The sequence below is a fragment of the Apibacter adventoris genome, assembly GCF_002964965.1.
Taxonomy (GTDB): Bacteria; Bacteroidota; Bacteroidia; order Flavobacteriales; family Weeksellaceae; genus Apibacter; species Apibacter adventoris.
In genome coordinates this window covers 25,557-38,362 of sequence record NZ_PSZN01000007.1, presented here as the reverse complement: position 1 = coordinate 38,362, position 12,806 = coordinate 25,557, and the positions used below count along the sequence as shown (strand labels likewise).

The following is a 12,806-nucleotide window of genomic DNA, read 5'->3' as shown; positions in this document are numbered from 1 at the left end:
AAATAATTAAATGGACCAATTTTCATTTTTAAATGCAATACATACTGAATATATAGAGGAAAAATATAAAAGATACTTAAAATATCCGGATAGTATAGAACCAAGTTGGAGAAGTTTTTTTCAGGGTTTTGATTTTGCAAATAAGTCCTATGATAATAAATCTTTTGAAAAAATTGATATTAATAGTATAATATCTAATGATATAGCTAAAGAATTTAAGGTTATAAATTTAATTAATGGTTATAGACAAAGAGGGCATTTATTCACTAAAACTAATCCGGTAAGACAAAGAAGAACTTATACACCCACATTAAACTATGAAAATTTTGGTTTAACTTCATCAGACCTCTCTGAGAGTTTCAATGCAGCAGAAATAATAGGAATAGGTAGGTGTACACTCAAAGAAATAATAGAACATTTAGAGAGTATGTATTGTGATTCTATAGGAGTGGAATATATGTACATAAGAAATCCAGAAGAAGTTAAATGGATACAAAATTGGTTAAATAATAATTTTAACCATCCTATCTTAAGTATAGAAGAAAAAAAAAGAATACTTAAAAAATTATCACATGCTGTAGCTTTTGAAAATTTTTTACATACCAAATTTGTCGGTCAAAAACGATTTTCTTTAGAAGGGGGAGAATCTTTAATTCCAGCTATTGACGAAATAATAAATCATTCCTCAGAACAGGGAGTAAAGGAAATAGTCATAGGTATGGCTCATAGAGGTAGGTTAAACGTATTAGCAAATATATTTAATAAATCTTACTCTCAAATTTTCACTGAATTTGAAGGAAAAGATTATATAGATACAATCTTTTCAGGAGATGTTAAATACCATTTAGGCTCCAGCAATAAATATAATACTAAAAAAGGAAAAACTGTTAAAATTAGCTTGGCTCCAAATCCTTCACATCTAGAAACAGTAGATGCCATAGTAGAAGGTATAGCAAGAGCTAAAACAGACCATGATTATAACGAAAATTACGGTGATGTGTTGCCCATTCTTATACATGGAGATGCAGCTATTGCTGCCCAAGGTATTGTATATGAAGTCCTACAAATGATGAGTCTTGATGGATATAAAACAGGAGGAACTATACATATAATAGTAAATAATCAGGTAGGATTTACTACAAATTATTTAGATGCCCGTTCAAGTACCTATTGTACAGATGTAGCAAAAACAGTTTTATCTCCGGTATTACATGTTAATGCAGATGACCCTGAGGCGGTTATTCATGTAGTTCGTTTTGCCTCTGATTATAGAAATAAATTCCATAAAGATGTTTTCATTGATTTATTAGGTTATAGAAAATATGGACATAATGAAGGAGATGAACCCAGGTTTACTCAACCTCAATTATATAAAATTATTTCTAAGCATCCAAATCCCAGAGAAATTTATCGAGCAAAATTGGAGAAAGAAGATGTTATTACTACTCAGATGATTGCAGAAAGTGATGAAGAATACAGAAAATTATTAGATAAAAATTTAGAAGCCTCTAAAGATATGCCACAAGCTACAGTTGAGCTTTTTATGCAACAAGAATGGAAAACATTTGACAAGGTTGGTGTTAATGAATTATTAAAATCTATAGATACAAAGTTTTCATTAAATACACTAAAAGAGATAGCTTATAAAATAACAGAAGTACCCAAGGGCAAAAACTTATTTAACAAAATAAAACGTTTATTAAAACAACGAAGAGAAATGGTAGAAGTGTCCAATGCAATAGATTGGGGGATGGGTGAGTTACTGGCTTACGGTTCACTTCTTACCGAAGGACATGCAGTAAGGCTTTCAGGAGAAGATGTAGAAAGAGGTACTTTTTCACACCGTCATGCAGTAATTAAAACAGAAGATACAGAAGAAGAGATTATACTTCTTAATAATTTAAATACTCCAAAAAAATTTTATGCCTATAATTCTCCTCTTTCAGAGTATGGTGTATTAGGGTTTGAATATGGATATGCAATGACGACACCATATTCACTTACAATATGGGAGGCTCAATTTGGAGATTTTGTGAATGGGGCTCAAATTATTATAGATCAGTACATTTCAGCAGCAGAAGATAAATGGAAAATGCAGAACGGATTAGTAATGCTTTTACCTCACGGTTTTGAAGGACAAGGAGCAGAACATTCTTCTGCAAGAATAGAAAGATTTTTACCTTTATGTGCCAATGGAAATATGTATGTTATAAATGCTACAACACCAGCTAATTTTTTCCATGCCATAAGAAGACAAATGAAAACTAATTTCAGAAAACCCTTAATTGTATTTTCACCTAAAAGTTTATTAAGACATCGTAAAGTTTTTTCTACATTAGAAGATTTAGCCAATGGAAGTTTTCAAGAATTAATTGATGATAATACAGCAAATGTGAAAAAAGTATCTAGATTAGTATTTTGTTCTGGTAAACTATATTATGAATTATCTAATAAAAAAGAAGAACTAAATGAAGAAAGAATTGCTATAGTAAGATTAGAGCAATTATATCCATTACATTGGGATAAAATATATCAAATATTAGATAAATATGAAAACAAAAAAGAGTTTATATGGGCACAAGAAGAACCTGAAAATATGGGTGCATGGTGGTATATATTGAAAGAATTTAGAAAATTTGATATAGATGTTATTTGTCCTTCTCCCAGCGGATCTCCTTCTCCTGGATCACATGATAGATATGATAAGATACAACATGCTTTAATTCATACAGTTTTTGAAAATTTAAAATAAACAAAATAAATATATAATTTTATGATACTTGAAATGAAAGTTCCCTCACCAGGAGAATCAATAACAGAAGTTGAAATAGCAACCTGGTTAGTAAAAGATGGAGATTATGTGGAAAAAGATGAGACAATTGCAGAGGTTGATTCAGATAAAGCCACATTGGACCTTCCGGCAGAAGCTAGCGGAATTATCACATTAAAAGCTAAAGAAGGAGATACTGTACAAGTAGGTCAGGTAGTATGTTTAATTGATACTGATAAAATAAAACCACAGCAAAAGGAGAAAATCGATGATATTTCCAAAATTGAAATCGAAAGAGAAGATTTTAAAAATATAGATACTCCAGAATCGTTTCAAAATAAAAACATACAATCAGTATCTTATGCAACTGGAACAGCTTCTCCGGCAGCTAAAAAGATATTAGAAGAAAAGAATATTTCTGCCTTATCTATTCAAGGAACAGGTAAAGATGGAAGAATTACAAAAGAAGATGCTTTGAAAGCAGCACCTTCTTTGGGAAGTTCAAATGGAAATGGATCTAGATCTTCAACCTCAATAAAATTATCAGTTTTAAGAAGAAAAGTATCACAAAGATTAGTGTCCGTTAAAAATGAAACGGCAATGTTGACTACATTTAATGAAGTAGATATGAGTGAAATTTTTCGTATAAGAAGCGAATATAAAGATGAATTTAAAAATAAACATACAGTAAGTTTAGGATTTATGTCATTTTTTACACTTGCAGTAGTGCGTGCTTTAAAACTTTTTCCTGATGTAAATTCTATGATTGATGGAGATTATAAAATTACCTATGATTTTCAAGATATTAGTATAGCTGTTTCCGGTCCTAAAGGATTAATGGTTCCTGTTTTGCGTAATGCTGAAACTATGACATTCAGAGGAGTGGAACAAAATATAAAAGAATTAGCAATTAAAGTAAGAGAAGGTAAAATCACCATAGATGAAATGACAGGAGGGACATTTACTATTACCAATGGAGGAGTTTTTGGATCTATGATGTCTACACCTATAATAAATCCTCCGCAAAGTGCTATTTTAGGAATGCATAACATAGTAGACCGCCCCGTGGTAAAAAATAAACAAATTGTAATATCTCCAATGATGTATATTGCTCTTTCCTATGATCATAGAATTATAGATGGAAAAGAATCAGTAGGGTTTTTGGTCGCTGTAAAAGAAGCTGTAGAAAATCCTGTAGAATTATTGATGAATAATAATATTAAAAAAGCATTAGAATTATAATACAGTTTTTCTTATTCTTATTAAGATAAAGAACATTATAGTTAGTTATTACTAAAATTATATACAATATATGTATTCTTGTATTTGTTTTTGCTATTTTTATAAATCTATAATAATTAAAATTAATATATAATAAATATTGAATTAATGATTTATAATTATGAAATATAAAATTTTATTAGTATTGTTTTTAGTAAGTATTTTTCTTTTTTCAGCACAATCTGATGATGAATTAAAAATAGAAAAATTCCTTTCCGAACAAAAAGAAATTACATATAAAAAAATTAGTAATCCTAAAGATAAAATACTAAAATATGAACTTTATATTAAGCAACCATTAGATTGGAAAAAAACAAAAAAAGGATATTTTTACCAGAAAGTGATATATACTCATATAGGTTTTGACCGTCCTGTATTAATGCAAACTCAGGGTTACAAGATATATGATAGAAAAAATGAATTGCAACAAATATTAAATTCTAATGATTTAAATATTGAACATAGGTATTTCGGTGAATCTATACCTGATTCCTCGGTATTTAACTGGAAGTATTTAAATTTATATAATGCTGCAAATGATCTTCATCATATCAATGAAATATTCAGAAAATTATATAAAAATAAATGGATAAGTACAGGTATAAGCAAAGGTGGTCAGACAACTATTTACTATAAATATTTTTTTCCAGATGATGTAGAAGTTTCCATTCCTTATGTAGCTCCTATAAATTATACTTTAGAAGATCCAAGAATTTATTCTTTTTTAAATAATGTAGGAACGGAAGAATGTAGAAAGAAAATAGAGAATTTTCAAATATATATGTTAAAAAATGAAGAGGAAGCTCTTAAAATTATAAATACATATTCTGAAGCAAGAGGACTCACTTATAATTATTTAGGATCTATAAATAAAGCTTATGAATATTGTGTACTAGAATATTCTTTTTCATTTTGGCAATGGGGCTCATCATGTAATTCGATTCCTTATACAACTGATATTGTTCAAGCTGTAGATTATTTATTGAATTCAATTGATATTAGTTTTTTTAGTGATCAAGAAATTAAAGAATTAGCTCCACATTACTATCAAGCAAATACAGAGATGGGGTATTACGGTTATAATATAACTTCATTTAAAAAATACCTAAAATATTTTACAGAAAATCCGTCAGCAATATTTTCACCTAAAGAAGTTGGAAAAGTAAAATATTCACAAGAATTAAATAAAAAAATAAAAAAATGGTTGGATACTAAAGCTAATAATATTATTTATATTTACGGGGAAACAGACACATGGAGTGCTACTAAAGTAAATCCTTCATCTCAAACAAATTCTGTAATTTTAGAATTACCAGGAGCCAATCATGCTTCGGCAAGAATTGTAAATATGAGTACCTTACTAAAAAATGAATTAAGTGAAATATTATATAAATGGATAGGAATAAATCTGGATTATAGTCTTTTAAAATAAGACATTATGTAGTTAAATGAATTTTTTAGAAGTAAAAAATACTATACTTGGAGCTTCATTACCAGGAATAAGAGCCCAAAAAGAATTAGCGCCTATTAATAGGGTAGAATATACTTATGAAGAAATTAAAGAAAAAAAAGCTCAGCAAGCATCAGTTTTAATTACCTTATATCAAAAATCTGGAGGTGTATATTTTCCCTTGATTTTAAGGTCTGAGTATGGAGGATTCCATTCAGGACAAATTGCTCTTCCTGGAGGTAAAAAAGAAGTTTATGATCATACTGACGAAGAAACAGCACTAAGAGAAACTTACGAAGAAATAGGACTAAATAAAAATACATTACATATTATTAAAAAATTATCTCCTTTATACATTTCAATAAGTAACTTTTATATACACCCTTTTATTGCATTTTATGAGAATAGTCTAATTCAATTTCAATCTTCTCCTAATGAGGTTCAAAAAATTATTGAAATCGAACTTGAACAATTTTTATTTGGAACAAAAATTGTTAATAAACAAATATCAGACGTATATTTTCGAGAAGTACCTGCATTTCAATATGGTAGTATTACAATTTGGGGTGCAACAGCTATGATATTAAATGAATTCAAGCATTTATTTAAATAATAACTTACTTTTGTATGCGTGAACTAAATGAAAACAATAGATGAAAGACAAAAAGAGAATATTTAAAGACGCATTTGGACATTGGTTTTTTTTAAAAAGATTTTTAGTATTTACCTTAGGGCTTTTTTCTTATAATAGATTTAATGGATTTAATAAATTAAAAATAAAAGGGACAGAAAATTTGATAAATCTTCCGAATACTAATGTATTATTTGTATCCAATCATCAGACATATTTTGCAGATGTATTTGCTATGTATCATGTATTTTGCGCCGTAAAACATGGATATATAGATACAATAAAAAATCCTATTTACCTAATGGATCCAAAGATAGACCTTTATTATGTTGCTGCTAAAGAAACTATGAATAAAGGATTACTTGCCAAAATATTTTCATATACAGGAGCTATTACCGTAAAAAGAACGTGGAGAGATGCAGGCAAAAATGTAAACCGTTTGGTAGACATGTCTGAGATAGGAAATATTATTAAAGCTTTAAATAGTGGTTGGGTAGTAACTTTTCCGCAAGGAACTACAACTCCATGGTCACCTGGTAGAAAAGGCTCAGCAAAAATAATACAAAAAAATAAACCTATAGTGATTCCTGTTGTAATAGATGGATTTAGAAGAGCTTTTGATAAAAAAGGTTTAATTGTTAAAAAAAGAGGAGTTGAGCCTAAAATGACATTTAAGCCACCTTTAGAGATAGATTTTGAATCTGAAAATGCTAATACTATTTTAGATAAAATTATGATAGCTATCGAACAAGCACCTGAATTTTTAAAAGTCAAATCAGTAGAAGAATTGGAGGCTGAAAGAGAAGAAGAAAAAACAAGACCTTTTTTTGAAATATAAATTTATATTAAAAATTAAAATTATAGATTCATAAAAATGACAGTATATTAAAGCTGTCTTTTTTAGTTGAAAAAGGTATCTTTGTAGTAGATAAAAACGTATAGATGAAAATACATTTTATAGCGATAGGGGGTAGTGCAATGCACAATTTAGCTTTAGCGTTAGCAAAAAAAGGATATCAAATAACCGGTTCAGATGATGCTATTTTTGAACCTTCTCGTTCAAGACTTGAAAAGCAAAGAATATTACCTAGGGAAATGGGGTGGTTTCCAGAAAAAATCAGTACAGATTTAGATGCCGTTATTTTGGGAATGCATGCACATGAAGATAATCCGGAATTGAAAAGAGCTAAAGAACTAAATCTAAAAATATTTTCATATCCAGAATTTCTATATGAACAATCTAAAAATAAAACTCGTGTAGTTATATCAGGTTCGCATGGAAAAACCACTATAACATCAATGATCCTTCATGTTATGAATTATCACCATATAGATGTTGACTATATGGTAGGAGCTCAATTGGATGGTTTTGATACTATGGTAAAGTTAACCAATCACAATGAATTTATAATTTTAGAAGGTGATGAATATCTATCATCTCCGATCGATCTTCGATCCAAATTTCTTTTATATAATCCTAATATCGCATTAATAAGTGGAATTGCTTGGGATCATATAAATGTCTTCCCTACTTTTTCTGAATATAAAGCGCAGTTTACAGCTTTTATAAACAGTATAAGTCAAGGAGGAGTACTAATTTATAATGAAGAAGATCAGGAAGTTAAAAATGTTGTTGAAAAATCAGAAAATTATTTAAAAAAATTTCCATATCATACACCAAAATATACTATCAAAAATGAGAAAGTATATTTACTGACAGATCAAGGAGAAATACAACTTTCTATATTTGGAAAACATAACATTTTAAATATGGAAGGGGCTCGTCTTATCTGTAATCAATTAGGAGTTCAAGATGAAGATTTTTATGAAGCAATAATATCTTTTAGAGGAGCTTCACGTAGATTAGAAAAAATCTATGAAACGCCAGAATATATAGTTTACAAAGATTTTGCTCATGCCCCATCCAAAGTTTCTGCTACAGTTTTGGCAGTAAAAGAAAATTATCAAAAAAAGAAATTGGTAGCCTGTTTGGAATTACATACCTATAGCTCTTTAAATCCTGAATTTTTACAACAATATAAAAATTCATTATCTCCAGCAGACCAGGCATTAGTTTTTTATAGTGAAGAAGCTCTAAAAATTAAAAGGATGCAACCTTTATCTAAAGATTTAATTATCGAATCTTTTGGGGACAACGATTTAAAAGTATTTACTGATGCAAAATCATTAGAAAAATATTTGAAAGAGATAAACAAAGAAAATACTGTTTTTTTAATGATGAGTTCAGGAAATTACGGAGGAATAAATTTAGATAATGTTTTTTATTCTAAATAGAATTATTTTAAAATATATTCATGGAGACCTTTTTATAAATATTTTCCCAACGTGTATCGAAATATGCTATAAATAATTAAAGTTTACTAAAATTAAATTTAACAAATAGGAAATTAAATTAAAAAGGGAATAAAAATCCTTAAAAAGTAATTACCTATGTTTTATTTTTTTAACGTTTCTTAAATTCTTGAACATTTAGCTAAATCTATTATTTATTTTTTTATAAATTTAAACTTTTAGTTTATTTCTGAATAAATAAAAATATCATTTACAATGATAAAATAATATACATATAAATTCTACTTATTTATATTATATCCCCTTAAATATGTACATATATAAAGAAGACAAAATAAACCTCTACAAATTTTATTAACTAGAGTAAACTTATTAAATATGTCCACTAAATTTCAGTAAATCAATGATATATAATTTAATAAGTAATTTTATTTAATAAAAAGTTTCTCCTTAAGAGCTAGAAAAAGTGTTTTTAACATTAACATAATATTAACATACTAAATAAAATAAATAAATAGGTATTATATATTTTTGTAATATAAATTTTTATTTATATATTTAAAATATTAACAATAAAACGTTTTATTATGTCATTTAAAGCAATTTTTGAAGTTTCTGGTAAAAAATATAATATTTTAAATGTAAATTATTCTTTAGCTCAAGAAACTGACCCTACAGGAAGACCATCAGCTCAAACCAGAGGAGGACGAATAGAATTAACTATAGAATCTACAGGAGAAACAGATATTTTTGAATGGATGACTAATAGTTTTGAACGGAAAGATGGAAAAATTGTTTTTTTAAAAAAAGATTCTCGTTCAACTTTAAAAGAGTTAATCTTTAATGAAGGATATGTGGTTAAATATAGAGAAAATTTTAATTCAGTAGGAAGAAATCCTCTTACAGAAACCTTTATTATATCTGCAAAGTCCATAAAAATAGGAACAGCTAAGCATGTAAATGATTGGGTGTAAATTTATTTTTTAGCGTTTTACCTTAAAATTTTAATTCTTATTGTTATTAATTTAATTGATATTTTACTTACTTATATAGAATTAATTTATATAAAAATTTAAATATGTCTTTTTTAGCCAAATTAGAATTAGATGGAAAAACCTATAACGTTCTAGAGTTTAGGATTTCATTGCAACAACCTGTGGATAATAACGGAAAACCCTCTATGGAACCACAAGGAGGAACCATATTTTTGGTAGTGGAATCTACCAATGAAACTGATTTTTTCAAATGGATGATAAGTAGTACACATACAAAAAACGGAGAAATTATATTTTACCGTAGAGATGCACTATCTAAGATGAGAGATTTAAAATTTACCAAAGCCTATTGTATTGGGTATAATGAAATTTTCACCTCTACGTCTAGTGCTCCTATGCGTGTAGAGCTAGTGATTTCTGCCCAGTCTATCTCAATGAACGGGAATGAATTTAAAAAGAACTGGCCTTCTGAAGTTTAACTTATAATGAAGATTTATGGCATCAGATTATGAAACCAAGGTTTTTTTTTCACTAACCGCTCATTTTGGTCAAAAAGAAACATATTATAGTAGTAATTTTGGGGTAGGAGCAACTTATAAATTTTCTCCTCACTTGCAAACAGGAGTTAACTTAGGTTTTAGAGTTTATAATGGAGGATTAGGTAGTATTCCCGGTAGTGATAAATTGAATTTGGACTTTGTAGGAACTGGAGCATTTACCACCGGAATAGGAAAAGGCAATCCTATGGATTTAAATCCACTTACTATAGATCATGGTACTGGTATGCAAGATAGATATAAAAAATCAATTACAATAGGAACTGATAATATTTTCAATAATTTTGGGAGAAATCAACAGGTAGGTTTTCTTCAAACCCGTTTTAATGATTTTACCTTCCAGACTTATAATGATTTTAATAAATTTGGACGGTTATCAGATGGGCATGATCGCTGGTATACAGGTGGAGGGAATGTGACTATGGGTAGCAATTCATCTAATTATCAGGTTATTTTATCTTCCGATGTTTTTACTTCCGATACGAATAATGCTGCATTTACTAGGCCAGATTATGTAGACTATGATTTATTAGAGAAGAATAATCCACTTCCAGGTAATTTTAGAGATCGATTTACTTATACTCCTAATATAGCAGGAGAGCTGGATCAAAAATATTTGAATGAGCACAGAGGGGGAAGGTCTTGGCTCAAAGAAAGGGACTCTTTCTCTCTTAATCAGGGACGTACATCTGTACTGATAAGAACACCTGACGGAACTACTTTTGGTCTTAGTCATTTAGGATCTTTTGATATGTGGTCGCAGGAGATTATTCACAGAATGATAAATTTTCATTTAATACCCCCCACTTCTCAGGATCAATTCGAGTTTTCTTATAAGAAAGGGTTTTAAATAAAAGACTTTCAGTTTTTTTATTGCTTAAAATCTAATTATATGTTAAATAATAGTTTTAAAACAAAATTATGGCAACACCCACAAATACTCGGATATTAGTTAGCGGAGAGCCTATAACCAGTTTTAACCAATTAGTTATAGAACAAAAGCTTAATGCACACCATAAATTTTCGATAGTTTATTCCGTTCCATTTGAATTAATAGGCAGTTCTTTAGAAAAAGCCAAACAACAGGTAGGAGCAAAAGTATTGATATCTATTTCACCCAGTCAGTTTAGTCTTGATAATGAGTTAGAATTCAGGGGGACGGTTTCAGAAGTTAAATTACTTAGGGCTGAAGGAGCCTCTGCAAAAATAATACTTAACGGATATAGCCCTACCTACCAAATGGAAGGACTTCCGGATACCTGTTCTTATTCAGATAAAAAGATCTCTGAAATTGTACATGATATTATAAGCAAGTATCCTTCAGATAAGTTAGAGCCTGTAATAAATATAGCTAACGATGAAAAATTGGCTTATACTGTAAAATACAAAGAAAGTGATTTTCAGTTCCTTTCTCGTCTTGCAGCTAAAAAAGGACTATGGTTTTATTTTAACGGAAGACAGTTGGTTTTTGGAAAGCCTGAATCCCGAACTGTAAAAATGGAATACGGAAAATTGCTTAGTGACTTTAATATAGGAATGAGAGCAAAACCGGTAAAATTTAATTTTTTAGGTTATGATGCTTCTAGTAAAAAGCAGGAAAACAAATCATCAGATTCCGTTTCAGTAAAAACCAATACTATTACGGATTACCTTATTGAAAATTCCAAATCTTTTTTTCCTATAACTTCTAATTTATTGTATAATAATCCTATAACCGAAGAAAATATTAGTAATCATTTAACAGAAAGGTTAAAAATACAATTGCAAAGTCAGGTATCCGATCTGTTAGTTGCATCAGGAACCTCAGATATTTCATCTTTGCGTTTAGGTGATATTATAAACATTCAAGACTCAGCATTTTCTACCAGCAACTTTAATATTTCTTCGTTAACTCCTCAGAATTACGGCTCATATTATATTACAGACATTTTACATGTATGTAATGAATCCGGTAACTATTATAATAATTTTTACGGAATACCTGTGGAATCGGAATGTCCACCTTACGGAAATGTTTTTCTTACCCCGGTTGCAGAAGCACAATCAGCCATAGTGATGGATAATAATGATCCTAAAGGATTGAGCCGTATACGAGTGCAATTTCCATGGCAGAAAGAAAGTGGAGAAAAAACCCCATGGATCAGGATGCTGACTCCGTATGCCGGAAGTGGAAAAGGAATGCATGTCTTACCGGAAATAGGAGAAGAAGTAATTGTAGATTTTGAAAGTAATAATGCAGAAAAACCGGTGGTTTTAGGAGCATTATTTAACGGTCAGGAAAAATCAGGATTAGGTGGCCAAGGAAATTATATAAAAGGATTACAATCGGTTAAGGGAAATAAATTACAATTAAATGATAAAGATGGAAGTACCTTATTAACCGATCAGCCGGGTTCTGTAAATATGAAGTTTGACGGCTCCGGAAATTCTTCCATAGTAGCTGCCACTACTCAAAGTATTACAGTAGGAGGAAATGAAGAAAAACCTGATGGACAGGCTAAGTTAAATATGGATAATCAAGGAAATATTACCTTAGACGGAGCAACAAGCCTTACTATAACCATAGGAAGTAGTTCTCTTACCATGCATGAAAATGGAACAATTAACCTGAAAGGGAAAAATATTACAGTAGAAGATAACGGGAAAACGGTTATAGATACCAAGCAGGATATTTCCATATCTGCCTTACAAAAAGTTGGAATTGATGCTTCAGGAGCAATGGATATATCTACCGGATCTGATTTAACCATAACCGGAGGTCCTTCCGCTGTAATATCTTCAGGAGATACGAATATCATGTAAAATAAAA

10 protein-coding genes are annotated in these 12,806 nt (G+C 29.4%); all 10 read left to right on the top strand.

The window, feature by feature from the left end; translation table 11 throughout:
* Positions 1-10 precede the first annotated feature (10 nt).
* The 10 genes from C4S76_RS04370 to C4S76_RS04325 all read left to right on the top strand — a co-directional run bounded on the left by C4S76_RS04370 (position 11) and on the right by C4S76_RS04325 (position 12,799).
* On the top strand, positions 11-2,752 hold the full coding sequence (locus C4S76_RS04370; RefSeq protein WP_105193036.1) for a 2-oxoglutarate dehydrogenase E1 component: 2,742 nt from the start codon (positions 11-13) through the stop codon (positions 2,750-2,752).
* Positions 2,753-2,773: 21 nt separating this feature from the next.
* A complete protein-coding gene (odhB, locus tag C4S76_RS04365) occupies positions 2,774-4,012 on the top strand; it encodes a 2-oxoglutarate dehydrogenase complex dihydrolipoyllysine-residue succinyltransferase (RefSeq protein ID WP_105193034.1) in 1,239 nt (412 codons plus the stop codon).
* A gap of 160 nt (positions 4,013-4,172) precedes the next feature.
* The gene (locus C4S76_RS04360) at positions 4,173-5,483 is read left to right on the top strand and encodes a S28 family serine protease (RefSeq protein WP_105193032.1); all 1,311 of its coding nucleotides are present in this window, start codon (positions 4,173-4,175) and stop codon (positions 5,481-5,483) included.
* A gap of 16 nt (positions 5,484-5,499) precedes the next feature.
* Complete coding sequence (locus tag C4S76_RS04355; RefSeq protein ID WP_105193030.1) at positions 5,500-6,114, top strand: NUDIX hydrolase; 615 nt, start codon at positions 5,500-5,502, stop codon at positions 6,112-6,114.
* A gap of 40 nt (positions 6,115-6,154) precedes the next feature.
* A complete protein-coding gene (locus tag C4S76_RS04350; RefSeq protein WP_105193028.1) occupies positions 6,155-6,970 on the top strand; it encodes a lysophospholipid acyltransferase family protein in 816 nt (271 codons plus the stop codon).
* Positions 6,971-7,074: 104 nt separating this feature from the next.
* Entirely contained in the window at positions 7,075-8,427 is a 1,353-nt protein-coding gene (locus C4S76_RS04345) for a UDP-N-acetylmuramate--L-alanine ligase (RefSeq protein WP_105193026.1), read from the top strand.
* 605 nt (positions 8,428-9,032) lie between these two features.
* Positions 9,033-9,419: a type VI secretion system tube protein TssD gene (tssD, locus tag C4S76_RS04340; RefSeq protein ID WP_105193024.1), complete on the top strand. Its 387-nt coding sequence runs from the start codon at positions 9,033-9,035 to the stop codon at positions 9,417-9,419.
* 104 nt (positions 9,420-9,523) lie between these two features.
* Positions 9,524-9,919 (top strand): type VI secretion system tube protein TssD, encoded by a 396-nt coding sequence (gene tssD / locus C4S76_RS04335; protein ID WP_105193022.1) that lies wholly within the window; start codon positions 9,524-9,526, stop codon positions 9,917-9,919.
* Positions 9,920-9,935: 16 nt separating this feature from the next.
* Positions 9,936-10,847, top strand: coding sequence for a polymorphic toxin type 23 domain-containing protein (locus C4S76_RS04330; RefSeq protein ID WP_105193020.1), 912 nt, complete (start codon positions 9,936-9,938; stop codon positions 10,845-10,847).
* Between the two features lie 71 nt (positions 10,848-10,918).
* On the top strand, positions 10,919-12,799 hold the full coding sequence (locus C4S76_RS04325; RefSeq protein WP_105193018.1) for a type VI secretion system Vgr family protein: 1,881 nt from the start codon (positions 10,919-10,921) through the stop codon (positions 12,797-12,799).
* The last annotated feature ends 7 nt before the right edge of the window (positions 12,800-12,806 follow it).

Bases quoted from the DNA above. Each gene is read 5' to 3' on its own strand.
- C4S76_RS04345 (WP_105193026.1), top strand. From the start codon at position 7,075: ATGAAAATACATTTTATAGCGATAGGGGGTAGTGCAATGCACAATTTA.
- C4S76_RS04330 (WP_105193020.1), top strand. From the start codon at position 9,936: ATGGCATCAGATTATGAAACCAAGGTTTTTTTTTCACTAACCGCTCAT.
- C4S76_RS04370 (WP_105193036.1), top strand. From the start codon at position 11: ATGGACCAATTTTCATTTTTAAATGCAATACATACTGAATATATAGAG.
- tssD (WP_105193024.1), top strand. From the start codon at position 9,033: ATGTCATTTAAAGCAATTTTTGAAGTTTCTGGTAAAAAATATAATATT.
- C4S76_RS04360 (WP_105193032.1), top strand. From the start codon at position 4,173: ATGAAATATAAAATTTTATTAGTATTGTTTTTAGTAAGTATTTTTCTT.
- C4S76_RS04355 (WP_105193030.1), top strand. From the start codon at position 5,500: ATGAATTTTTTAGAAGTAAAAAATACTATACTTGGAGCTTCATTACCA.
- C4S76_RS04350 (WP_105193028.1), top strand. From the start codon at position 6,155: ATGAAAGACAAAAAGAGAATATTTAAAGACGCATTTGGACATTGGTTT.
- tssD (WP_105193022.1), top strand. From the start codon at position 9,524: ATGTCTTTTTTAGCCAAATTAGAATTAGATGGAAAAACCTATAACGTT.
- odhB (WP_105193034.1), top strand. From the start codon at position 2,774: ATGATACTTGAAATGAAAGTTCCCTCACCAGGAGAATCAATAACAGAA.
- C4S76_RS04325 (WP_105193018.1), top strand. From the start codon at position 10,919: ATGGCAACACCCACAAATACTCGGATATTAGTTAGCGGAGAGCCTATA.